We start from the raw sequence: 21,609 nt of genomic DNA, 5'->3' as shown, positions 1-21,609 counted from the left end.
GGCGAAGGCCGGGACCCATAACCACAGAATAGCGTTGTTGAAAAACAGGCCGTGGCCCAGCGTCGCGCCACAATTCGCATTCGTGGCAATGGGTCCCGGCCTTCGCCGGGACGACGCTGAAATTGTTGCACGATCTGTGAGTCACACATCCCATTCTCGCGGCGCCTTTCGCCCGAGCTTTGCTGTTCGTTTCACCCTCTGAAAGAGAGGGCGCAGGGAAAGCTGGGTGCCGATCGCACCCATGGGCCCCGAGCAATGGGTAGTAAGCTCGGGGGTAGGACCACAGGTGTAACCGGAAACAACCCGGCTTTCCCAGCGCGATGGGCTACGGCTTATTTCGTGCTCTCCCCGGCGAGACTGGGCTTGCTTGTCACCGTCTTCGCAACGCGCATCGCGCAATTCGAAAAGACACCTACCGCTAGGGCGTCAGGACCACACGACTTGATGTCTAGCCACTTTTTCGACTTGTTGAAAACGGTGGAAGTGCCGGAAAATAAAGGCATTTTCCGCATTGTGTTGGGCGAGCGAGTTGCCCGTCCGGACCCGCTGGGCCCCGATAGGCCCTAGTTTCACGTATGCGCGAGCGCGGCTGGCCCGGTGCCCTGTAGCCCCCTCGCGCCGGGCCGCTGTTTGGCCTTCCTATCGCGGCCGTAAGCGCTCGGATTGCGTGTGTCCTTCTTGCTCAGGAAGCGAAGACGAAGCGTGTGCCCGTGTAGGAGCGCAGGAGCTTGTTCGGCACCTCGGCCTTGGCCATCTCGTAGAACGGCTCACCAGTGCAGTGCAGTGGAATAACGTAGTCGATATCGATACTCTTGAGCGCTGTGATCGTGTCGCGCACATAGCCTTCGTTGTAGGGCGCGAGGTGGAAGCCGCCGATCACCGCATGAACCTTGTTGACGCCCGAAGCCGCTTGGGCCTGTTTGATTGCGTTGATCACCCCGCGATGACTGCAAGAGGTCAATACGATCAACCCGCGGCCTCTTAAATTGAATGCGGTGGCGATCTCGTGCCGGAACTGGTCCGGGATGACAGCCTTCGTCCGTTCGTCCTCTGGAAGCTTGTCGGCATAGCATCCAATGCCGTGGTCCACGCCGATCCTCATGGCGCTGGGGGACAGCAGCTTCTCAAAGCTTGTCTGGTCGATGTGTCCTGTGGTGAAGCCGTGATCGGCGACCAGTGCCGGTCCTTCTACATAGGTGACTGCAACATTGGCGTCTTCCAGCGCTTTCCGATCCAAGGCTCCGAAGTCGCCGCGCACCGGCGGAGCGGTCCATTCGCGCGAGCAGAATGCTTCCTCGCCGCCGATGTAGATAGGCAGCTTGGCTTTCAGCTTGCTGCTGTTTTGCTTTAGGAAGCCAGCAAGACCGCCAAAATGATCGTAGTGACCATGGCTCAAGACAAGGGCGTCAAGCGCGGCCGGATCGATGCCGACGAGATTGGCATTGTTGACAAGCGCGTCAGGTGAGAAGCCGAAATCCACCAAGACATTACGTGCCTCGGTGCCGCGCCGCGTCTCGACGTGCATCGACAGGCCGAACTCACTGATCAGCGTTTTACCGGCGGCTTGCCTCCGCCGATGCCCCAGCCGAAGTGTTCGATCTCTACATCGGCAACCTTCCGGCTCGGTGCCACGGCGAATTGATAGCTGTCGACCACTACACGTACTGCCACGCGGTCGATCTCCGGAACCTTACCCGCCATCGCTTCTGCCCGCACCGGCTTCGCGCCGCCCATCAACGACGCCACGACGGCGCTGAACAGGGCAGCACCACCGCCGCACACCACATCGCGTCGATGAATTGCGTTGCACTGGCAAATGAACATAGTCAAATCCTCCCTTTGCGCGGCCTTTGCTGCCGCAAGGCATCGCGCGGAAACGCACTCCAACCAAGGGCGGAGGCGTTGGAGTGCCGAACACACCAGCGTCTGGCAGCCCGCACACCGAGGATCATTGCATCCTATCCCCCGTTGGACATCGTGGCGAGTGTCATTCGGCACGGGCGAGGCCGAGCCAAGTTTCGACGGCAAGGTAGAAGCTGGCCGTGCGCGCGTGTGATCGGGGATACAAGCGCAGTGCTTGGTCCGGTTCGGTCAAAAGGCGGCATACCGGAGTTACTCGCCGAAGGTCTGCTCCAGCCCTAAAAGCGGACATGGCCGCTGTTAGCAGCATGCTGTCCGCTCCCGATGCGCGCCGTCTGCCGCCGCCGTGGTGTCGCGGTCGCGTCGAGGACGACAAGGTGATCGATCTGCCCGAGATACCGTGGAGGGCGTGAACTGATCGTGCGGAGAGTTGGCCTGCAAGCCGCGCTTGACGCGCGGCGCAAGCGAACATCAATCGGATGACCGCACACGCCAAGCAGCAAACTGGCTGGCGACCGACAAGAGATGCTCCTGCGAAAAATTTGCAGCTTCTTGACCAGCATTGCGCGCTGTGCGGCGACCTGCTTCTCGGTGCCGCCGATCTCCAGCCCAGTTGTCCTGTCCGATTTGCCTTGGGCGAGACGCCGCAATAGCTGCTTCTCGCGCGGGCTCAAGATCGGCGGTCGTTCAAGCATCGGCGGCCCTAGCTGTCCGTCGAATTGGGTCAGGACACGAACAGCGCCGCAATTGCCATCGCTATCGGGAGCAACCCGAGGCCGATGACGCCCATGGTGAACGCGATTTCGCGATGAGGCAGCGGTTGGAATGGGTGATGCATGACCATGCCCTCCTCGACCCCACCAGCAGCCCCAGCGTCCGCGCGGTCGGATCGGCGCTGGAACTATGCACCCAAAGGGAGACATCCGCCAGACCTGCAACCGAGCACATCACGGTGAGCGTAACTCCGGGGTCGAGGACGATGCCGCGCTCGATCTCGACGTATTACGGCGCGACCGTCGAGCGGTGGCAGCCCCTCCGCAATCAGTCGACAGGGTCCTGTGGAGGCCGGAACTTGGCGCGGGGACCGCGCGACGGCGACGTGTGAGGATATTTGCCATCGCGCATTTTCGATTTTATTTTTGTACGAACTGGCACAAAAAGGCGGTGCGCGATGTGGCGCAATGCCGTCGTCCGACATTGTCGAAGTCCGAGCCGTCAGTGCAGCCGTCGCGCCTATCGTACTTGTCGTAACTCTTGAGCAGATCGTCTGCGAACAGGTCTTCGCCAACAACGGAGCTCGCGCATGACCATGAACAGCATCGGTATCCCCGAAGGTTTCGAGCCTCACTTCCGCAAGAGCCCTTTCACCGATCCTTGGGAACCGCTCTATTCGAAGCGCACGGACAAAGCCGTGATCATCGGATTACGGCTGGCCAAGCCGCACACCAATGCGCGTGGCAACGTTCATGGCGGGCTGATCTCCGCGCTTGCTGACAACGCGATGGGCTATAGCTGCGCACAGGCGATTGGCTGGGCATCGTCGCTGGCGACAATCACTCTTGCGGTCGACTTCACCGGCATCGCGCAGATCGGGCAATGGATCACCGTGGACAGCGAGGTGATCAAAACCGGCAGAACGATCTGCTTCGCACAAAGCCTAATCAAGGCCGACGACAGTGTAATCGCGCGTGCGAACGCCACGTTTCGCGTGGTGCCGAAGCATGAGGGTGACACTCATCCCCGTTAGCGTCTACGTCCGATCCGGGTCAAAACGCGACTTGCGTTCTACGTCGGCTCTTAGGCCGTACCGGACGTTCACCACACCGCTGTCGCGGTAGAGCACGACGGCCCGACGCCCGCGAGTAGGAAAGTGGCTCCGCTACCCAGCGACAGATTGGCCGGGCGCTCTGCCAGCTTTTAGCTGCGCATGGCGGCGCGGAAGCCGACGAAGCTCAACGCGCCCGCCACAATGACGGCAATCCAGCTCGGCCAGAACGGTACATCGACGCCATTCAACGTGATGGACCAACCCATCACAATCCGGATCAACTGCAGAAGCGCGATCAGGGCAAAGAAGGCGGCGGCAAGTGTGCAGAAGGTTCTTACGGTCATTGCCCATCTCCGATGGCACACGAGGACCTGCTCGTCCCGTACACCAAAATGGGGAGGGGCGCGGCTCGGCGGCCACTCGCCTTTAGGAGTACACGGCCCTAGATCAGCCCATTGCCGCGCTGCTTGAGCGCCCAATGCCGGTAGGCCTCGTCCTCGTAGGGATCATCCTCTGTCGGCGGCGGGATCAGCTTGGCACCTTCGCGGCGGAAGTGATCGAGGCCGCGACCCATCGCCTTGCCCTTGATCGTGTGCTGATCATGAGCCCAGTCCGGTATCGTCGGGGCGAAATCCTCCAGCGATGACCGCAAGCCGATGGCCGCCGCGAAATGGCAGCCCGCGCGCGACTTCGGTGCAGGCGCCATCATGCGGATGGCATTGCCGATCATCAGGCGCGCTTCGCCGATGCTCTTATTGTACCGTTCCTTGCTCTGCGCCACGGCGGCGGCGACGAACGGCACCACATGCGGCGCGGCCGACGTGTCGCCTACGCGATCTTGTATGCAGCAGACTTGCCGCTGGCGCGCTCGCTCGTGTGGAACATCCCGACCATCGGCATACTCATGAATGTTGCGGCGGTATTCCTGAGGTGAGCGGTCGCGCATCGGGCTCGCGTAGCCCCTACGCCGAGCGGCCTTGCTGCTCGCCCCAATTGCGCCAGTGAGTGGGATGAACCTCCACGGCGCGGTTCGTTGCCGTCTTGATCCAGCCATTGTGGTCACGACGACAGGGGAAGATCAGAGAGTATATGTCCCCCTTAGCGTCGATAACGGCCAATTCCAAGTCGCGATCGAACGGGGCGGTTTCAATCGGCATCCACATCATCACTGACTAGCCGGCGAACCGGCGCGGCTCATTGATTATTGTCAACGGCGTCCTCAATCCTTACCGCGTGACCGTCGATTTTGCGCCTGCCATTCGGCTAGCTTGGCTTCCTCCTCGGCCAAAAGCTTGTGCAAGGTCTCGATCTTCCGAGCGTTGGCTTCCGTTTCCAAAAGTTCTTTGTGTGAGCGATGTTGGCCCGAAAGATGAAATTGGCCATGGTTGCTGCCGTTATGATTGAGCTAGCTTCATCGTGCCACAACCGGCGTGTAAATTGGAAGCCGGTTGGCTCGCCCGCAGGATTGAAACCACGCCAGGACAAAATGGACGAGATCGAGAAACACGGCCTCAAATTGATCGACGTCATGAAGGCCGCCGGACTTGGCGCGGGACAGGTCATCCGCCGAGAGACGATTGATGCGGTTTGGAGCGCTGCTGGTGCAAAGCGCGATGATCTAGCTGCCGGGCTCAAGTTTGCCGAAAGCTTCGGCTGGATCGAGGACCGCGATGGCAGCGGGACTTTCGTGAGGCTGACCCCTGCCGGTGAAGCGATAGTTGCGGTTTAATGTAACGTCTGCCGTCGGTGATGCCGCGACACGTGATCAACGAGCTCCGCGTTCAAACAGTTTAGGATGTGCTCCAACTGCTCATTGACCAGCAAGAGCGCCCTGAGAGCGCTCCGCACATCGCCGTCACAGGCGGCAACGATCTCGTCTAGCTCCCGGTCATACTCGTCCAGATAATCGTTGGTCGTTGGGTGCGGCATGCGAACAACATCCAACCAGAAAATGTCTTGTCGAAACAACGAGCGCAGCATTTCTCCTCGATATTCACAGGCAGGCGCGAAAGAGCCGGTTGCATTTCTGCGGGCCGCGCTCTGCTCTGAACGGATACTTTCAGCCTTTTGGGAGACAATATGATCGAGGTGTATTTCAACGTCAGGCGCGATCTCCTCGTTGTGAAAAAAGGATTTCCAGTGCCGGACATCAGCGCTCAGGGCAAATGGCGCAAGAGCAAGAAGAGGGTCGTCAGGGTTAGCGAGGAGATCAGGCAGGCGGTTCAGAGCCACGGCTATTACATGCGCAGGCTGAGCGATCTCAAGAAGAACTAACTGCCGAAAAAACGCGTGGCGCGCATGCAAAAGCCCGGCCGTCAATGAGACGGCCGGGCGGAGAGGAAGTATGAACTCGATGAACACCGCGAATATGCTGCGGCGCGGGAAAAACTTCCATCCCGGACGAATACGGGTGGCGGCCGGTGCCTAGACGCACTCGCGTGGGGGCGGCTGTTAACCGCCAGGCCGAGGCGAGAACGCATCCACGGACGCGGCTATTCGGGTCGCCAATTCAGTGGCGGTCGGCGTGGACTGCGTTTCGAGCGGCGAGCCGACGGAATGGACCGCTGCCAATCCAGCACCAGCGGTCCAAACAGCTATCGCAATTGCAGCGAGATATTCGATCCTCATGGCGATGGTCCCTTGCATCGGCCCCATCAATTAACCCGACACTTTTGGAATTGGTTCCCGAGCGCGAGCGATTTCCTATGAGTATCGCCGGCGTTGCCCGGCGCTTTGCATGGTCGATGCTTCGGCTCTGTGCTCCGTAGGTTCCTCATTCCGTTCGCGATCAGAATTGGGGAACGAAGAGGCTAGCCAAGACTTAGAAGCCATGAGGCCGCCGCTCGCTGGTGAACAACCCGGCGCATGTCGCAGATAGCCAAAGGTCGTTACCAAAGACCCGCTGTTGTCAAAAACCAGCGCTCGCGCAAGATAGCCAAAAGCGGCGGTCTCCGGTTTAGTCACAATCGCTAGCCGCGCCCCGATGTGTTTGCGGGGGGAGCGCACTCTCGGCCTGCCGGTGCGTTGTTCATTCCGACCGGAGGCTGTGTAATGCGCAACCGCATCGACATCGACCACGTTCACAGCCGGGCCATTGTCCGGGAGATCGGCGAGACGCTGCGAGCGTCGCTGGAACCAGAGACGGAACTCTCGCCGAGGCTCAAAATGCAAATCGACCGGCTCCGCGAATTTGAAGAGCAGTCGCCCTCAATCATTCCAGCGGGTGAGCGCTGGGATAAGCCTCGTCGTTGAGCCGGGAGAAGGACTGGGTCCTCACATCGGCTGCGCCGTGCCAGTGCGCGCGTTCCTTTCAGAACAGCCCGATCACGATGAAAAAGGCGACCTCAGTCAGGAAAGTGACGCTCATAATCGCAACTATGAGGAAGGCGTTGCCCGCTGACAGTGGGATCATGATATGCCTCGCATCTTGCGAAGCCCCGAAGCCTCCAAGCGCTAATTCTCCGAGGGCCGGAATGTTTCGGTTCCCGAACGCGGGAGCGGATGTTGCGATCGGTGCTGTCGTCCTGGTTCCACTCGGGAACGCGGTTCAAATATTGAGCCTGATCTGATCTCAGCATCGAGGCCCTAACCTGAGACGGCCTTACCATGCGGATACCAAGAGGGCGACGGACGCGATCAGAGTTGCCGTGCTGAGGGCCACCACGACAAGGGCTTGTTCACTGTGCGCTTGCAGGTTTTTGTCGTCCATTGTCGCCAATGCTGGCTCGCGTATCTCGTTCCTAATTGGGATAAGGCGGTCGTTCCAGAGCGCGCGCGGGAAGACATCAACTCCCGGCGTCACCGGAACTTCCAGTGCCTTGATCGCCTGCGCCGAAATCTCGGCGGGGTCCCTGAGACCAGATTGCGCGACCTTGATAATCGTCTTCGCGATCATTTCCGTCAGCGGGTCATCGCGATCTTTGACGCTGAGCGCGTGCAGCTTTTTCAATAAGGTTGGCGTCTTTCGACGCCATGGCGTCGATTTGTAAGTGCGAATAGATGGACATATTTTGCCCTCTCAGCCCGGTGGCAGAGGTTACCACGACAACCCTGCTCCCCCGGGAAAGCTGCGCTTACGGCACTCGATGCGCGAGCAGACCTGGCTTCGGGGCATTCTTCGGCGGCGGTCCCATCGTCAGCCAAACGGCAAAACCCAACAGAACCGACGCCACCAATAGTCGGAACAATAGATGCAAAGGCCGTCCCCGTCGGCTGCGTGCTCCGACGTTGGGATAAAGCCTAGCGGGGCGCAATTCGACTTGTGGGGTGCGGCGGCGGCGTGGCCATCGCTACGATGGCAAACGAAGAGGGACAACTGAGGCGGCCCTGCCGTGTTCACGCACCGGCGCTAACGCTAGTTCTTGGTTTGGCGTTGGGGGGTATCCGGTGAGCAAGGCCCGCGAGTTTATCGATTTCTGGGTCGAGAATAGCATTCACGCTGTCGAGCAGTTTCGCACTGTCGGCGCGTCGCAGGATATCGCCGAACTGACCCGCCGTCTTGTCGCGGCTGCCAAGGAGCAGGGTTTCTCGGCGGCCGACTTGCAAGCTGAGATCGGCGACATCTCCGACTACATCGGAGACCTGCTCAAAGCAGCGAACAGGGCTGAGCGCGAACGGCGTAAGCCTACGTAGGCATCGCAATGCGGGCGCCTTACTTTGTCAGTCTGCAAACAGCGCCAGGCTTGAGGTTGAGTTCCTCGAACGTACTTTGCTGCTTATCCGTCAAGTTGATGTTGAGGGCAAAGTAGACACGCATAGACATCTCGGCGATCTCGGCCTCGACACGAAACGGAAGCGCAAAATGCGGAGGCCTGCGCGGCTTATAGCGGAGGAACAATACGACGCAAGCGCTCGGGATACTATTTGCTCGCGGCGAAAAGGTCCCATTTCCCGGGCAGCCCCTTTAATTCGTATGAGCCTCGCTCGGAGAACTTCAGATCGGTGCCTGCTACGAGGTCGGTGACCACCCGCGAGACAAATACCTCATTGCTTCCCGACTGCGACATCACCCGCGCGGCTGCGTGGACGGCAATGCCACCGATGTCGTTGCCTCTGATTTCGACCTCGCCGCAATGAAGACCTGCGCGTACGGGCAGGCCAATACTCTTGCTCTCTTCACTGAGCGCCAAGGCGCATCGCACAGCCCGCCCCGGCCCGTCAAAGGTCGCCAGAACGCCATCGCCTGTGCTCTTCACCAAAGTGCCGCGATGCTTGCTGACAATCCGGCCGGAAAGATCGTCGTGATTGTCCAAGAGGTCGCGCCAACGGTGATCGCCGAGTTGCAAAGCGAGATTGGTCGATCCAACGATATCAGTAAAGAGAACGGTAGCGAGTATGCGCTCCAGATCAATTCCCTCGCTGGCGCGTTGTCCAGTGATGAATTCTTCGATGTCTCCGGTAACGCGCTCAATGTCTCCCGTCCAGAACGCGTGATCGCCCGACGGATATTCAATGTATTTCGCTCCCGGGATACCGGCGGCGAGCTTGCGGCCTAACGTTACAGGCACCTGCGCGTCGGTTGTTCGGTGCAGCACTAGAGTTGGCGTGCGGACGACTGGGAGGATGGGGTTGATGTCTATCCGTCGGTTCGAAAGTATGTAGGATTTTAGTGCGCCAGGACTGCTGCCCAACTTTTCGAATTTTGCGATGCGAGCGAGTATCTCCGAATTGCCAGCATCACTCGCGAAAACTCGCTTGAGGAAGTCCCCGTTTCCCCAACTCTTTACGACGTAAGCTAACCGTTCCTGAACCTCGGATGGCGTGAGGTTGGGCGGGAGCAGGTCTGATATCCGCGCCAGCCCTCCGAATAAGACCAAGTGGGAAACGCGCTCTGGGTAGGTCGTTGCGAATAGAACGCTCATCGACGCGCCTTCAGAGAAGCCAACTAGCGCAGCACGCTTGGAGTTGATTGCGTCCATGATCGTGCGGACATCGTCGATACGTTCCTCAAGAGACGGTACGTCGGCCAACCGATCTGATAGTCCTTGACCTCTCTTGTCGAACGTGACGACCCTTGAGAACTTCGCCAAGCGACGAAGAAAGCGCGTATAGCCCGGGAGTTCGTGCTGAAAATCGATGTGGGATATAATGCCCGGAACTAGGATAATGTCGGTAGGCCCGTCGCCCATGACTTGATAGGCGATGTTGAAGTCGCCGCTCTGCGCATACTGCGTCTCGGGCAACGCTACTTCCGTCATCGCGGCCCCCACCATTTGTTCGCGTTTCCAACTATCTTCCAGATCAGGCCGGACATCAACGGACGTCATCCACCGTAGATACCCGGTATTGCCCGTCACGCGATGGGCCGAAGCTGTGGTCTGGCACCTGAAGGTGAACGCTCTAAGGGCCTATTGGGGCCCAGCTCAATCGGCTGGACCTTTCTGCTGACCCAGAATGGCTGCTCAAACCATTAACAGATATGGCTTTTATTCGTTCTTTGGATAACGAAAAAAGAGCTTGCGTCAGGACCACACGACTTCACCGTCCACGTCATGCGCACTCGTCAGTTGCGCAATCGGCGTCCACCGCATCTCGACCCACGTTCGTGACGACCGCGAAGCGCCCCTCAATCGGGTGAGACGGGCGGAATTGGATCACTGATTTGCCCGACGACGGAAGCGGGATTTTGCCCGTCGGGGTGATTTGTCGCAGCCATCGTGCGGTGGGCGCGGAACGTTGTGCCGCTCAGCTTCCGAGCTGAATGGTGCGCTCCAGCGCCGCGGCGAAGCCTTTGAGGGGGACGTTAAAGACAACAGCCTGCCCGTTGCTGATGCTCTGTGCGGCAACGGTGAGCATTTTGGCCCTGCTGATGGTGTCGGTCACGACCGTGGGAAAGGATACCGGCAGCAAGCAGCCTTGCGCCGTGCAGGTGGAGAAGCGCGTCTGTTCGAGATCCTTGCCGTCAAGCTTGAGGACGGCCCCGGCGTCGAACTTCAGCCCGAACGGCATCAAGATGTTGCCTTCGGCCTTTCCGTCCCTGGGAATCAGTTCGATGGCGAAGATTTGCTGATTGGTTTCCTTGGCGAGCTGTGTCTGCCCGAGGGTACACAGCTTGGCCCCGCCGTCGAGCTGGCATTTGACGATCCAGTCTCCGTAGGTCTCGCTGATCGCGGAAGCGCCCTTGGGAAGCTGGACGGCGCGGACCACGCCATCCATCGCGGACGTCTGGCTCCGTGTGTCGATCGGCATGGAGACGGCGCTCCCACTGGCATCCGACACATTGGGTGTTCGGGCGGCTTGCGCCGAACCGACGCCGGCCATGACGACGAGAGCGACGATCGCCCGAAGACGCCTGTCTGCTGCGCTGACCGTCACCATCGCATTCGCTCCGCCTCGTTACGTCCCGAAACCGATCTGCCTTTTCGTCGGCGTATTCGTGGGCATAATTCCCACCTGAACGAGATGCACCTACTTGGAGAACCGCTGATATGCAAGAGCTGATCGCCGCCGGCGTGATTGTCGCGATTGTTGCATTCTGCGGCGGGTATTTCTGGGCAATTGCACGTGAAGCCAGGACCTCGAACAAGGCCGCGAACAAGCAACAACGCAAATAGTAGTCCGGCGCCTCGACCTTGCTCCCGTGATTTGCCCGCGGGATGCGTTTTCAACTAAGCTCACCGGATGGACATGCTCGTCAAGCTCTACGCCCTGCCCGATTCCCGGCCCGCCTACGATCGATTGCTCAAGGCCGGAATTATCATGCGCCGCGCGCTCGCCCCGGAAAAGCACAAGGTTGTCGCCTGGGTGCGGGAGACATTCAGCGAGGCGTGGGCCAGCGAAACCGAGGTCGCGTTCAGCCGCCAACCAGTCTCCTGCTTCATCGCGATCCAGCAAAAGAAGATCCTCGGATTCGCCTGCCATGACGCGGCCTGTCGCAACTTCTTCGGTCCGACCGGCGTCGCGCCGAAGGCGCAGCAAGGCGGAATCGGCAAGGCGCTGCTGTTCGCCTGCCTCGAGGACATGAAGCACCAGGGGTTCGGCTACGCCATCATCGGCGGCGTCGGGCCGGCGGATTTCTATACGAAAGCTGTCGGCGCGGTGGCCATCGAAGGTTCCGCGCCGGGGATCTATCGAGGATTGCTGTAGCTGCGCCGCAGGTCCATTTCCGGTCTTGTCGCGCTACGAGACAGACTGGCAATGTCTGCGTTCACGGAGATCGGGTAACCCAAGGATGGCTGGCGGGTTGAAGATCACGACCGGCATCATCGCCGCGGTGCTGGTCATTGCGGCGGTGGCTCAGGCGCGCAGCGTGCTCGCCCCGCTTGCGGCCGCCCTGTTTATCATCGCGATCGTCTGGCCCGTTCAGCAACGGCTGCAGTCGTGGCTGCCGAAACTCCTCGCGCTCGCCATTACCGTCGTTGTTACGGTTGCCACCTGCATCGCGTTTGCCTCGCTGGCAGCATGGGGGTTCGGCCGCGTCGGGCGCTCCTTGATTGCGGATGCGGCGCGGTATCAGGCCTTCTACGATGCCGCGGTGATCTGGCTCGACGGCCATGGCGTCTCGTTCGCCGGCGTCTGGGCGGAGCATTTCAATGTCGGCTGGCTGCTGCGTACCACGCAATACGTCACGGGCCGCGTCAACACCACATTGAGTTTCTGGCTCATCGCGCTGGTCTATGTCGTGCTGGGACTTCTCGAGGTCGAAGACGCTGGTCGACGAATCCAGCGGCTGGAGAATCGCACAGCTGCGCGCGTCCTGCTCAAGGGCAGCAAAGCGACGGCCGCCAAGTTTCGTAAATATATGCTGGTGCGGACGCAGATGAGCGCGGTGACGGGTCTCTTAGTCGGCCTGTTCGCCGCTGTGACCGGGCTGCCATTCGCATTCGAATGGGGCGTGATCGCCTTTGTCCTCAACTACATTCCTTTCGTCGGTCCTTTCATCGCGACGCTGTTCCCCACGCTGCTGGCCATGACACAGTTCGAGAGCTGGCCCGCGGTGTTCGGCGTGTTCGCCTGTCTCAACGTCATCCAGTTCGTGGTCGGCAGCTATATCGAACCGCGGGTGGCCGGTTCGACGTTGTCGATCTCGCCGTTTCTGGTGCTGTTTGCGATCTTCTTCTGGAGCTCGCTTTGGGGCCTGTTCGGGACCTTCATCGGCGTACCGATCACGCTCGCTATTCTGACCTTCTGTGCCGAGAGTCCGTCGGCCGCATGGATAGCCGATCTGTGTGGCGGATCGCACGAAGATAAGCTGGAAGCGTCCTAGCTTGCGGCAATCTCAACCCGCTCGGGCTCGGTGAGGCAAAGCTTCCGGTCCGGGCCGACCATCATTTTGTGGATATAGAAATAGCTGACTTCATCGTCGGCCCCCATCACCGGCGACGGGGCCGAGACGATCCTCGACGCACCACATGTACCGATCCAATCGATATGCCGGTGACCGTGCATCACCACTGAGCGATCGGAAAACCGTTGCAACCTGCGTACAAACCAGCTGCCGTTGATCAAGGCTGTCCCAATGCGCTCGGCAAATGTCTTCACTGGCATGGGATATTCCATCACGTGATGATGTAACGCGATGGTCCAGCATGCCGTCGGAAAATGACGGATCGCAGCCTCCAACCGCCGCGTTTGCGCTTCCGAAACCAAACCGAGCGCGTTGGTGAAGGAGAAGTGGGTTTCGGCGTTGGAGTTGAGAATGGCGATCCCGAGGCCACCGTCCTGGTCCGGCGGCAGGATCATTGGGAATTGATCATCGAACAGGCCACGGAGCGCGGCTGCGCGGCGCACGCCTCCGTGCTGCGCAAATTGCGTTATCCGATCATGATAAGGGGCCAGCGCCTGGTTCAGCGTCGCCGACGGTTTGCCGGAACCGTCGATGACGCGCACGCGATCGCCCTGGACGGCCGCGATCGCCGACAGGGTACGCATCTGCCGTAGCCGCTTGCCTGGGCTGAACGGCAGGTCGAGGCGCGCAGGATTGGCACGATCCACGACGTTAACGTCATGATTGCCCGGAAGCATGATGATGCGTGCTGCAAGCTCGGGATGACCTGCCAATGCATCGAGAAATTCCGCCCATTCGCCGGGCCGGCCGGCGTCCGTCATATCGCCGCTGATCAGCACGTGGTCGAGCGGATCAACGCTGTGAATTTCGGCAAGGCGAGCCAACACGCGATTGAAGTGCTCGTTTCCCCGCGGACCGGCGGTCCCGCTTTCAATGCGGAAACCGTACCGCTCGCCGACCACGTGAAGATCGGACAGATGCGCAAGGCGCCAGCAGCGGCCTCCGGACGGAGTCGCGTCGAATCCGGCCAGGTCGGCCGGTTGTTCCATACTGGCGTCGGCCACGCTCCAGGCCAGTGACGCGACCGCAAGATAGCAGGACACCAGCACCGCGGCGTTCGCGAACGTCGGCAACACCAGACGATGGATCAGAACAAGGTCATTGACGGTCGCAGTCCATTGCGAGGCAGGCCAGGCCAGGGCCGCGATCAATGCCGCCCCCGCGGAGAGCAGTATGCCGGCGCCGACCGAGCAACCGCGGCGCAGCCTCGTGCGAGAGGCAGGAGTCGCGCCGGTGCGCCAAAGCAGCTCCGCCAGATGGCCCAGCGCCTCGCGTGTGAAGGCATAACTCGGTTGGACCGCGAGCGCGTTCAGCGACCAGAAGCTTGTTTCCGCGATTTGAAGCAGCGGTCGTCCGCCGAGCCATCCCAACGCTGCGATCACAACCAGCGCCAGCACGGCGCCCACTTCGGACAGGGCAAGAGCGTGTTGCGAAAGGCTCGAAATCCAGGCGGATGCGACCAGTGGCGCAAGGCCGAGCAGTACGCCCGGAAGCAGAAGCGAGACCGTCCAGGCGAACAACAGTTTCGCCGGGCTTATCTCAACCAGAAGGCTACCCACGATCGCGAACAACGAACGCTGTTCCGGGCTGGCGGCATTGTCCTCAAAGTCGCCGCGGCGGGGATCAAGCAGCACGCCGACGTCCTCCGTTGCACGGCGCATTCTGTCACAAACCGCTTCAGACCAACATACGCGTCAGGCTTAGCGCAGCTTCCCGAAGAACTCGCGCACCTCGCCGACGAACAGCTCGGGCTGCTCGAATGCCGAGAAATGTCCCCCTTTCGGCATCTCGCTCCAGTGCTGGATGTTGGTGAAGTTTGTCTCCATCCATTTGCGAACCGGCGTGACGATCTCCTTGGGAAACACGGCAACGCCGGTCGGCACACCCACCTTGTGCGGGGTTCGCTTGCCCGGCCCAAAGCTTTCCCAATAGAGCCGCGCCGATGACGCAGCCGTCGCGGTGACCCAGTACAGCATGACGTTGTCGAGCAGTTCGTCGCGGCTGAGGATGTTTTCCGGATGGCCGTCGCAATCGGTCCAGGCCCAGAACTTTTCGAGAATCCAGGCCGCCTGCCCGCAGGGCGAATCCGTCAGGCCATAGCCGAGCGTCTGCGGCCGGGTGGACTGCTGCTTGGAATAGCCGGAATCCCAGTCGGCATAATATTTGATGCCGTTGAGCGCCCTCGTCTCCTCCGGCGTCGGCTGCCCCTCGACATTGGGCCAGGTCGACATCGCAAGCGTGATGTGGATGCCGGCGCAATGTGCAGCATCCTGCCCGCCGATCGCGGTCGTGACCGCGGAGCCCCAGTCGCCGCCTTGCGCGAAATAGCTGGCGTAGCCGAGCCGCAGCATCAGGACGGCCCAGGCCGTCGCGATCCGGTCGACGCCCCAGCCCGTCGCTATAGGCTTGGCCGAGAAGCCGAAGCCCGGCAATGACGGGCACACCACGTGGAAGGCATCGGCGGCGCGGCCGCCATGCGCGGTCGGATCGGTCAGCGGCTCGATCACCTTGTGGAATTCGACCACCGATCCCGGCCAGCCATGGGTGATGATCAAGGGCCGCGCCTCCGGATGCTTCGAGCGGACATGAATGAAGTGGATGTCGAGCCCGTCGATTTCGGTGGTGAACTGGCTGAAGCGGTTGAGCCGCGCCTCGCGCTGCCGCCAATCATAGGTCTCGGTCCAATAGTGGCAGACGTCCTTGATCCATTGCAGCGGCGCGCCCTGGCTCCAGTCGTCGACCAGTTCGGCTTCCGGCCATCGGCTCCGGCGCAGCCGGCTGCGCAGATCCTCGAGGACATCGTCGCTGACGGCGATGCGGAACGGGCTGATGGCGGTCATGGCGTCTCCCCGGGATGCTGAACTTTCGGGGAAAGATAGGCTGGCGCGGGTCGCCGATCAAACCTCGCGCCGCAAACCTCGCCTGCACGGACCCTGCACGACTAGCCGCGAAATCTGACGACAAGAACCATTATCGGCACCGCGATCTTGCTAAGACATCGGCCACAATAGATCGACATCACGCGCAGGCGATCGAAGCGCTGATGTCACAGAGGACGGAGCTTGTTGTGGCAATCTATCTGAGATTAGCATCCGTGACAGACAAGATGCCGTGCTGAAGTTGGGATTGCCGCTGGTCAATAGCTCGCTGAGCTATTTGCCGATCGCCGCCTCGAGTAGCGCCTGGGCCTGCTTGGTGGCCGCGGCGAAGGCCGGCTGTTGCGGTGCGCGCTCGGTGAAGCAGCGCTTGAACGCATCCTCGCCCTGCTGGCGCAGGTCGCCGAGCTTGTCATAGGCCTGCCGGGTGATCTGCTTGCGCTCGAGCCTCTCGGCCGCCGCATCGGCCTTCTTGTTGTAGTCGGCGCGGATCGCGGTGCAGGTCGGCACTTCCACCGCCGGCTCGATCTCGCCATAGGCGACATACATCTTGCCACCAGCGAGCGCCGCCACGAACACCTCGTCGGCCTTGTCGGGGAACGAATCCTGGGTACGGCCGGCCAGGAAGCCGTAAGCCAGGGTGGCCGACGCCGGCTTGGCGATCGGCAGGTCGTCGAAATTGACCACCGCGGCATCGGTCGAGATCGCCTGGGTGTAGAGGCCCTCGAACTTCAGGGCGGCATCGATCTGCTGCGGCACGTTCTTGCTGCCCTTGTCCCACCAGGTCTTGTGTTCGTGCAGCCAGCGCGTGAATAGAGGCTCGGTGGTGACGATGATATGGGCTTTCGGCTCGACGAAGCTGCCGTCGGCACGCTTTTCTCCGATCTTTGCCCCGTCCCTGCCGGTGTCGGCATCGAAGCGCAGGCCGTCCAGCATGCCGAACCCCATATCGCCCTTGTATAGAGTGTCGAGGTTGAGCTGGGCGGGAGCAAAGCCCGGCCGGGCGGGCTGTGACAGGATGGCCGTCAGCTGCCCCTTCAGCTCGTCGCGCGCGGCTGCCTCGGCCTTGTCGACGACCTCATTGATCTTGTTGTCGTTCGACAGCTTGGCGAATTTGGCGATCGCGGCGTCACGCGCGGCGATATAGCGGTCTTCCGGCGACGCGGCGCGGGTCGGCGAAAGCAGCAGGATCGGGGAAAGGACGAGGGCAAAGCGGAAAATAAAATGCATGCCCTGTGGTCGTCCGCAGGGCATGCAAGGTTCAAGGTCACGGTACTACCAGCATATCCCTCGCCGGCAGACCCTCTGCCGACGCAGGATCTCGTCAAGGCGAGCCGGTCAGGCCGCCTTTGTCACGGTGCCGTCGTCAGGCCGCCTTGGACTTCGCCACGTGGGTGGCGATCGCATCCATCAGCGGCGGCGACAAGCAGTCGTAAGGCTCGAGCCCAAGCTCCTTGAGCCGCGACCTGATCTCGGCCATATCGGACGGCTTGACGCCGGACTCGATCACCGACGACACGAAGGCGGCAAATCCGGGCGCCGCCGAGCCGGACTCCTGGAACAGCTCGGGATGGATGAAATCGAGGCCATAGAACGGATGGCCCTTGTTCTCGATCCGGCCGTACATGTGGGTGCCGCATCCCGTGCAGGCATGGCGCTGGATCACCGCCGCCGCATCGACGATCTTCAGCTTGTCGCCGTTCTCCAGCACGGTGACATTCTCGCGCGGCACCACCGCAACCACCGAGAAGGTGGCGCCCGAAGGCTTCCAGCACTTGGTGCAGCCGCAGGCATGGTTGTGGGCGACGTCGCCCTTGATGCCGACCTTGACCGGCTTGTCCGCGCATTTGCAGACCAGCGTGCCGCCGGCAAAACTGCCGGAGCCTTGCTTGACGCCATTGTCGACCGACGGGTGGATATGAACAGTCATTGACCTATCCTCCTAGTGCTTGGTGTTTTGATTTCAGAATACGACGACCGAACGGATCGATTTTCCCTCGTGCATCAGGTCGAAGCCCTTGTTGATCTCGTCGAGTTTCAGCACGTGGGTGATCATCGGATCGATCTGGATCTTTCCGCCCATGTACCAGTCGACGATCTTCGGCACGTCGGTTCGGCCGCGCGCGCCGCCGAAGGCCGTGCCCTTCCAGACCCGTCCGGTGACGAGCTGGAACGGCCGGGTCGCGATCTCCTTGCCGGATTCCGCGACACCGATCACCACCGAGACGCCCCAGCCGCGATGGCAGGCTTCCAGCGCCTGCCGCATCACGTTGGTGTTGCCGGTGCAGTCGAAGGTGTAGTCGGCGCCGCCGTCGGTCAGGCCCACCAGGTGCTGGACGATGTCGCCGCCCACCTTGGTCGGGTTGACGAAATGCGTCATGCCGAACTGCTTGCCCCAGGCTTCCTTGGAGTCATTGATATCGACGCCGATGATCTTGTCGGCGCCGACCATCTTGGCGCCCTGGATCACGTTGAGGCCGATGCCGCCGAGGCCGAACACCACCACGTTGGAGCCCGGCGTCACCTTGGCGGTGTTGACGACCGCGCCGACACCGGTGGTGACGCCGCAGCCGATGTAGCAGCTCTTGTCGAACGGCGCGTCCTCGCGAATCTTGGCCACCGCGATCTCGGGCAGCACGGTGAAGTTCGAGAAGGTCGAGCAGCCCATATAGTGGAAGACCGTCTTGCCCTTGTAGCTGAAGCGCGAGGTGCCGTCGGGCATCACGCCCTTGCCCTGGGTGGCGCGGATCGCGGTGCAGAGATTGGTCTTCTGGCTCAGGCAGCTTTTGCACTGCCGGCATTCCGGCGTGTAGAGCGGGATCACATGATCGCCCGGCTTGACCGACGTCACGCCGGCGCCGACCTCGCGAACGATGCCCGCACCTTCGTGCCCGAGGATCGAGGGAAAGATGCCCTCGCTGTCGAAGCCGTCGAGCGTGTAGGCATCGGTGTGACAGATGCCCGTCGCCTTGATCTCGACCAGGACCTCGCCGGCCTTGGGACCCTCCAGATCGAGCTCGACGATCTCAAGCGGCTTCTTTGCTTCAAATGCGACTGCGGCGCGGGTCTTCATCTTGGTCTCCACAAAACGTCAAACAGGTTTCTCGTTCGCACCGGACGGGCTCACTTCTTGTCGTTGTTGCCCATGCAGGCGTCTTCCGCCTTGCCGTAGGCTTCCGACTTGTCTTCGTGCTTGGCCGGCCGAACACGCCCAACCGCGTCATTGGCGCGGGCGCGCAGGTAGACATAGAGGTCGTCCATGTAGCAGGCAACGTTCGGGTTATCGCCGAACGCCGGCATGACATTTTCCTGCGCCGTCGAGACGTTCTTGCGTCCGCTCGCGACCACGCCCATGAAATCCGGATAGCTCATGGTCTTCAGCGAGTCCTTCAACGCCGGCGCGTAGGTCGAGCCCATGCCATCGGGTCCGTGGCAGACGTGGCACTCCGAATGATAGCGGCGGTATCCGGAGTAGGTGTACCAGTCCACCGTGCCGTCGGATGTCACCTTGAACGTCGGGTTGCCATCCTTGTCGAGATACTTGCCGTCCTCGTTCTTGACGGCGGTTGGATCACCCACGTCCTCGGCGGAGGCAACTCCACCCATTGCCACGACGAAAATCGCGGCAGTCACAAACCAGATCTTACGCAAAAGCATATCCTCGCGTGCAGATTGAAGACGGACCGGCGCATGGAGATCGCCCCATGCGCCGGAACGAGGTTGCTCAGCTCACTGCTGCGGCAGCGAGAACACGGTGAGCGTTCCGCCGAGCGCGGTGTAGTTGCTCAGCGCGGCATAGCCGCCGACTGCGCCGAGACCGGCCGTCGGATCAGTCAGACCGGCCGCGAGGCCGATGCCTGCCCAACCGCCAACACCCGACAGAATGGCGACGTACTGCTTGCCGGCATGCTCATAGGTGGTGACGTTGCCGATGATGCCGGACGGGGTCTTGAACTTGTAGAGCTCCTTGCCCGTCTTGGCGTCGACAGCCTTCAGGTAACCTTCCAGCGTGCCGTAGAACACCACGCCGCCGGCGGTCGCGAGCGCACCCGACCAGACCGAGAACTGCTCCTTGTTGGACCAGACGATCTTGCCGGTCTTGCCGTCCCAGGCGATGAAGTTGCCCATGTTGGTCTCACCGGGAGGCGGATACATCGACAGCGTCGCGCCGACATAGGGCTGACCTGCGGTGTAGCTCACCTTGAACGGCTCGTAGTCCATGCAGACGTGGTTGGTCGGCACGTAGAACAGTTGCGTGTCCGGCGAGTAGGCTGCCGGCTGCTCGTCCTTCGAGCCGAGCGCGGCCGGGCAGATGCCCTTCACGTTGACGTCCTCGCCGGCCTTGTCAGTCGACGCTGCGTCAAGAACCTTCGGACGACCATAGGTCGGCGAGTCCTTCTTCATGTCGACGCCGGAGGTCCAGTTCACCTTCGGATCGTACTTCTCGGCGACCAGCAGTTCGCCGGTGGCGCGATCAAGGGTGTAGCCGAGCCCGTTACGATCGAAGTGGGTCAGCAGCTTGCGCGCCTTGCCGTCGATCGTCTGATCCGAGAGGATCATCTCGTTGACGCCGTCATAGTCCCATTCGTCATGGGGCGTCATCTGGTAGACCCACTTGGCGACGCCGGTATCCGGGTTACGCGCCCAGATCGTCATCGACCACTTGTTGTCGCCGGGACGCTGCTTCGGATTCCAGGTCGAGGGATTGCCCGACCCGTAATAGACGAGGTTCAGTTCGGGATCATAGGAGATCCAGCCCCAGGTCGCGCCGCCGCCGATCTTCCACTGATCGCCTTGCCAGGTCTTCAGGCTCGAATCCTTGCCGATCGGCTTGCCGAGCTCGGTGGTCTTGTCGTCGACCAGAAGCTGGTCATCGGGACCTTCCGAGAAGCCGCGCCAGACCAGCTTGCCGGTCTTGATGTCATAGGCGCTCATGTGCGCCTGAACACCGAACTCGCCGCCGGAGATGCCGATCAGGACCTTGTCCTTGATCACCATCGGCGCGGAGGTGCCGGTCGCACCCTTGGCGGGATCGCCGTTCTTCACCGTCCATTCGACCTTGCCGGTCTTGGCGTCGAGCGCGACCAGCGTGGTGTCGGCCTGGTGCAGGAAGATCTTCCCGTCGCCATAGGCAACGCCGCGGTTGACCGTGTCGCAGCACATCACCGGAATGACGTTCGGATCCTGCTTCGGCTCGTACTTCCAGACGATCTTGTTGTCCTGCGAAAGGTCAAGAGCATAGACCTTGTTCGGGAACGGGGTGTGGACGTACATGATGTTGCCGATGATCAGCGGGCCCCCCTCGTGGCCGCGCAGCACGCCGGTCGAAAACGTCCAGGCGACCTGCAACTTTCCGACGTTCGAGGCGTTGATTTGATTCAGCTTGGAGTAACGCGTGTTCGCGTAGTCTCCGGTCGGCATCACCCAGTCTTTCGGGTTCTGCGTCATCTTGTGGAGTTCGTCACTGGCGTTGGCCGCTCCGACGGCAAATACCGCCATTGCCCCAAGACCGGTCGCGTAAAGCATCTTGCGCATCGTGGATTTCCTCTCCCAGGTTCAAGAGCTCAAGGGTTTCCGCCGAAACGGCCCCACTTCTTCCATTTTGGTGCCCCAGTCGTAGTCCTCTCGAAGCACGCTGACTTGCCCAAAAGAGAAGAGCCGTTTGCTCAAAAGCGAAGCTTCGTCAGATTTTTGTCGCCCGGCCCTCAATTAGCTGGAAAGCTTGCTTCATGTTGCAGGGCATCAATCGCGGCCGGCGCAATCCGGATGCCAGATTGACGCGTGCTAAGGTTGCGCTTGACGAGCCCAGAACTAAGTCG

23 protein-coding genes are annotated in these 21,609 nt (G+C 61.1%); 8 read left to right on the top strand and 15 right to left on the bottom strand.

The window, feature by feature from the left end; all coding sequences use genetic code 11:
* Window positions 1-682: 682 nt before the first annotated feature.
* Both ACVIYL_RS24880 and ACVIYL_RS24875 read right to left on the bottom strand, forming a co-directional pair.
* A complete protein-coding gene (locus ACVIYL_RS24880) occupies window positions 683-1,525 on the bottom strand; it encodes an MBL fold metallo-hydrolase (RefSeq protein ID WP_456780105.1) in 843 nt (280 codons plus the stop codon).
* 20 nt (window positions 1,526-1,545) lie between these two features.
* A complete protein-coding gene (locus tag ACVIYL_RS24875) occupies window positions 1,546-1,824 on the bottom strand; it encodes a hypothetical protein (protein ID WP_456780104.1) in 279 nt (92 codons plus the stop codon).
* A gap of 326 nt (window positions 1,825-2,150) precedes the next feature.
* On the opposite strand from ACVIYL_RS24875, the gene ACVIYL_RS24870 reads away from it, so the two are divergent.
* Together ACVIYL_RS24870 and ACVIYL_RS24865 are read left to right on the top strand one after the other, a co-directional pair.
* Window positions 2,151-2,273, top strand: coding sequence for a hypothetical protein (locus ACVIYL_RS24870; RefSeq protein ID WP_456780103.1), 123 nt, complete (start codon window positions 2,151-2,153; stop codon window positions 2,271-2,273).
* 896 nt (window positions 2,274-3,169) lie between these two features.
* Entirely contained in the window at window positions 3,170-3,607 is a 438-nt protein-coding gene (locus ACVIYL_RS24865; RefSeq protein WP_229163160.1) for a PaaI family thioesterase, read from the top strand.
* A gap of 170 nt (window positions 3,608-3,777) precedes the next feature.
* Here the strand turns inward: ACVIYL_RS24865 and ACVIYL_RS24860 are convergent, their stop codons facing one another.
* Window positions 3,778-3,972 carry a hypothetical protein gene (locus ACVIYL_RS24860; RefSeq protein WP_229158033.1) on the bottom strand — a complete coding sequence of 65 codons (195 nt, stop codon included), beginning with the start codon at window positions 3,970-3,972 and terminating at the stop codon, window positions 3,778-3,780.
* Between the two features lie 98 nt (window positions 3,973-4,070).
* Window positions 4,071-4,574, bottom strand: coding sequence for a hypothetical protein (locus tag ACVIYL_RS24855; RefSeq protein WP_253607714.1), 504 nt, complete (start codon window positions 4,572-4,574; stop codon window positions 4,071-4,073).
* A 435-nt stretch (window positions 4,575-5,009) separates the two neighbouring features.
* Here ACVIYL_RS24855 and ACVIYL_RS24850 point away from each other — a divergent pair, with 435 nt between their 5' ends.
* A complete protein-coding gene (locus ACVIYL_RS24850) occupies window positions 5,010-5,357 on the top strand; it encodes a hypothetical protein (protein WP_253636027.1) in 348 nt (115 codons plus the stop codon).
* Here the strand turns inward: ACVIYL_RS24850 and ACVIYL_RS24845 are convergent.
* Window positions 5,354-5,989, bottom strand: a complete 636-nt coding sequence (locus tag ACVIYL_RS24845) for a hypothetical protein (protein ID WP_456780102.1) — start codon at window positions 5,987-5,989, stop codon at window positions 5,354-5,356. The two genes, ACVIYL_RS24850 and ACVIYL_RS24845, sit on opposite strands and share 4 nt — an antisense overlap.
* A 690-nt stretch (window positions 5,990-6,679) precedes the next feature.
* On the opposite strand from ACVIYL_RS24845, the gene ACVIYL_RS24840 reads away from it, so the two are divergent.
* Window positions 6,680-6,880: a hypothetical protein gene (locus ACVIYL_RS24840; protein WP_225645917.1), complete on the top strand. Its 201-nt coding sequence runs from the start codon at window positions 6,680-6,682 to the stop codon at window positions 6,878-6,880.
* A gap of 349 nt (window positions 6,881-7,229) precedes the next feature.
* Here the strand turns inward: ACVIYL_RS24840 and ACVIYL_RS24835 are convergent, their stop codons facing one another.
* Complete coding sequence (locus ACVIYL_RS24835) at window positions 7,230-7,577, bottom strand: hypothetical protein (RefSeq protein ID WP_253607711.1); 348 nt, start codon at window positions 7,575-7,577, stop codon at window positions 7,230-7,232.
* 437 nt (window positions 7,578-8,014) lie between these two features.
* Between ACVIYL_RS24835 and ACVIYL_RS24830 the strand changes: the two genes are divergently transcribed.
* Window positions 8,015-8,260: a hypothetical protein gene (locus tag ACVIYL_RS24830; RefSeq protein ID WP_253607710.1), complete on the top strand. Its 246-nt coding sequence runs from the start codon at window positions 8,015-8,017 to the stop codon at window positions 8,258-8,260.
* A gap of 227 nt (window positions 8,261-8,487) precedes the next feature.
* Here the strand turns inward: ACVIYL_RS24830 and ACVIYL_RS24825 are convergent, their stop codons facing one another.
* Window positions 8,488-9,894: an adenylate/guanylate cyclase domain-containing protein gene (locus tag ACVIYL_RS24825; RefSeq protein WP_253607709.1), complete on the bottom strand. Its 1,407-nt coding sequence runs from the start codon at window positions 9,892-9,894 to the stop codon at window positions 8,488-8,490.
* Window positions 9,895-10,312: 418 nt separating this feature from the next.
* Window positions 10,313-10,945: an invasion associated locus B family protein gene (locus tag ACVIYL_RS24820; protein WP_253607708.1), complete on the bottom strand. Its 633-nt coding sequence runs from the start codon at window positions 10,943-10,945 to the stop codon at window positions 10,313-10,315.
* A 110-nt stretch (window positions 10,946-11,055) separates the two neighbouring features.
* Between ACVIYL_RS24820 and ACVIYL_RS24815 the strand changes: the two genes are divergently transcribed.
* The 3 genes from ACVIYL_RS24815 to ACVIYL_RS24805 all read left to right on the top strand — a co-directional run bounded on the left by ACVIYL_RS24815 (window position 11,056) and on the right by ACVIYL_RS24805 (window position 12,833).
* Entirely contained in the window at window positions 11,056-11,181 is a 126-nt protein-coding gene (locus tag ACVIYL_RS24815) for a hypothetical protein (protein WP_256558678.1), read from the top strand.
* A 67-nt stretch (window positions 11,182-11,248) separates the two neighbouring features.
* Window positions 11,249-11,713 carry a GNAT family N-acetyltransferase gene (locus tag ACVIYL_RS24810; protein ID WP_253607707.1) on the top strand — a complete coding sequence of 155 codons (465 nt, stop codon included), beginning with the start codon at window positions 11,249-11,251 and terminating at the stop codon, window positions 11,711-11,713.
* Between the two features lie 85 nt (window positions 11,714-11,798).
* On the top strand, window positions 11,799-12,833 hold the full coding sequence (locus ACVIYL_RS24805; RefSeq protein WP_253609936.1) for an AI-2E family transporter: 1,035 nt from the start codon (window positions 11,799-11,801) through the stop codon (window positions 12,831-12,833).
* On the opposite strand, the gene ACVIYL_RS24800 is transcribed toward ACVIYL_RS24805, so the two are convergent.
* From ACVIYL_RS24800 to xoxF5, 7 genes are all read right to left on the bottom strand, one after another.
* Window positions 12,830-14,548, bottom strand: coding sequence for a metallophosphoesterase family protein (locus tag ACVIYL_RS24800; protein ID WP_309145020.1), 1,719 nt, complete (start codon window positions 14,546-14,548; stop codon window positions 12,830-12,832). The genes ACVIYL_RS24805 and ACVIYL_RS24800 overlap by 4 nt on opposite strands.
* Window positions 14,549-14,614: 66 nt before the next feature.
* Window positions 14,615-15,754 carry an epoxide hydrolase family protein gene (locus ACVIYL_RS24795; protein ID WP_456780101.1) on the bottom strand — a complete coding sequence of 380 codons (1,140 nt, stop codon included), beginning with the start codon at window positions 15,752-15,754 and terminating at the stop codon, window positions 14,615-14,617.
* 312 nt (window positions 15,755-16,066) lie between these two features.
* Window positions 16,067-17,020 carry a hypothetical protein gene (locus ACVIYL_RS24790; protein ID WP_456780100.1) on the bottom strand — a complete coding sequence of 318 codons (954 nt, stop codon included), beginning with the start codon at window positions 17,018-17,020 and terminating at the stop codon, window positions 16,067-16,069.
* A 136-nt stretch (window positions 17,021-17,156) separates the two neighbouring features.
* On the bottom strand, window positions 17,157-17,720 hold the full coding sequence (gene gfa / locus ACVIYL_RS24785; protein ID WP_456780099.1) for an S-(hydroxymethyl)glutathione synthase: 564 nt from the start codon (window positions 17,718-17,720) through the stop codon (window positions 17,157-17,159).
* 33 nt (window positions 17,721-17,753) lie between these two features.
* The gene (locus ACVIYL_RS24780) at window positions 17,754-18,863 is read right to left on the bottom strand and encodes an S-(hydroxymethyl)glutathione dehydrogenase/class III alcohol dehydrogenase (protein ID WP_024580243.1); all 1,110 of its coding nucleotides are present in this window, start codon (window positions 18,861-18,863) and stop codon (window positions 17,754-17,756) included.
* 50 nt (window positions 18,864-18,913) lie between these two features.
* On the bottom strand, window positions 18,914-19,396 hold the full coding sequence (locus ACVIYL_RS24775) for a c-type cytochrome, methanol metabolism-related (protein ID WP_253609935.1): 483 nt from the start codon (window positions 19,394-19,396) through the stop codon (window positions 18,914-18,916).
* A gap of 123 nt (window positions 19,397-19,519) precedes the next feature.
* A complete protein-coding gene (xoxF5, locus tag ACVIYL_RS24770; protein ID WP_456780098.1) occupies window positions 19,520-21,325 on the bottom strand; it encodes a lanthanide-dependent methanol dehydrogenase XoxF5 in 1,806 nt (601 codons plus the stop codon).
* Window positions 21,326-21,609 lie beyond the last annotated feature (284 nt).

The organism is Bradyrhizobium sp. USDA 3315 (assembly GCF_054056795.1).
This window is presented reverse-complemented; position numbering and strand designations above follow the sequence as displayed.

Excerpts from the sequence above, each read along its gene's own strand:
- ACVIYL_RS24840 (WP_225645917.1), top strand. The coding sequence starts at position 6,680 with ATGCGCAACCGCATCGACATCGACCACGTTCACAGCCGGGCCATTGTC.
- ACVIYL_RS24790 (WP_456780100.1), bottom strand. The coding sequence starts at position 17,020 with ATGCATTTTATTTTCCGCTTTGCCCTCGTCCTTTCCCCGATCCTGCTG.
- xoxF5 (WP_456780098.1), bottom strand. The coding sequence starts at position 21,325 with ATGCGCAAGATGCTTTACGCGACCGGTCTTGGGGCAATGGCGGTATTT.
- ACVIYL_RS24820 (WP_253607708.1), bottom strand. The coding sequence starts at position 10,945 with ATGGTGACGGTCAGCGCAGCAGACAGGCGTCTTCGGGCGATCGTCGCT.
- ACVIYL_RS24810 (WP_253607707.1), top strand. The coding sequence starts at position 11,249 with ATGGACATGCTCGTCAAGCTCTACGCCCTGCCCGATTCCCGGCCCGCC.
- ACVIYL_RS24860 (WP_229158033.1), bottom strand. The coding sequence starts at position 3,972 with ATGACCGTAAGAACCTTCTGCACACTTGCCGCCGCCTTCTTTGCCCTG.
- ACVIYL_RS24865 (WP_229163160.1), top strand. The coding sequence starts at position 3,170 with ATGAACAGCATCGGTATCCCCGAAGGTTTCGAGCCTCACTTCCGCAAG.
- ACVIYL_RS24780 (WP_024580243.1), bottom strand. The coding sequence starts at position 18,863 with ATGAAGACCCGCGCCGCAGTCGCATTTGAAGCAAAGAAGCCGCTTGAG.
- ACVIYL_RS24880 (WP_456780105.1), bottom strand. The coding sequence starts at position 1,525 with ATGCACGTCGAGACGCGGCGCGGCACCGAGGCACGTAATGTCTTGGTG.
- gfa (WP_456780099.1), bottom strand. The coding sequence starts at position 17,720 with ATGACTGTTCATATCCACCCGTCGGTCGACAATGGCGTCAAGCAAGGC.
- ACVIYL_RS24855 (WP_253607714.1), bottom strand. The coding sequence starts at position 4,574 with ATGCGCGACCGCTCACCTCAGGAATACCGCCGCAACATTCATGAGTAT.
- ACVIYL_RS24850 (WP_253636027.1), top strand. The coding sequence starts at position 5,010 with ATGGTTGCTGCCGTTATGATTGAGCTAGCTTCATCGTGCCACAACCGG.
- ACVIYL_RS24825 (WP_253607709.1), bottom strand. The coding sequence starts at position 9,894 with ATGACGTCCGTTGATGTCCGGCCTGATCTGGAAGATAGTTGGAAACGC.
- ACVIYL_RS24870 (WP_456780103.1), top strand. The coding sequence starts at position 2,151 with ATGGCCGCTGTTAGCAGCATGCTGTCCGCTCCCGATGCGCGCCGTCTG.
- ACVIYL_RS24775 (WP_253609935.1), bottom strand. The coding sequence starts at position 19,396 with ATGGGTGGAGTTGCCTCCGCCGAGGACGTGGGTGATCCAACCGCCGTC.
- ACVIYL_RS24875 (WP_456780104.1), bottom strand. The coding sequence starts at position 1,824 with ATGTTCATTTGCCAGTGCAACGCAATTCATCGACGCGATGTGGTGTGC.
- ACVIYL_RS24815 (WP_256558678.1), top strand. The coding sequence starts at position 11,056 with ATGCAAGAGCTGATCGCCGCCGGCGTGATTGTCGCGATTGTTGCATTC.
- ACVIYL_RS24805 (WP_253609936.1), top strand. The coding sequence starts at position 11,799 with ATGGCTGGCGGGTTGAAGATCACGACCGGCATCATCGCCGCGGTGCTG.
- ACVIYL_RS24795 (WP_456780101.1), bottom strand. The coding sequence starts at position 15,754 with ATGACCGCCATCAGCCCGTTCCGCATCGCCGTCAGCGACGATGTCCTC.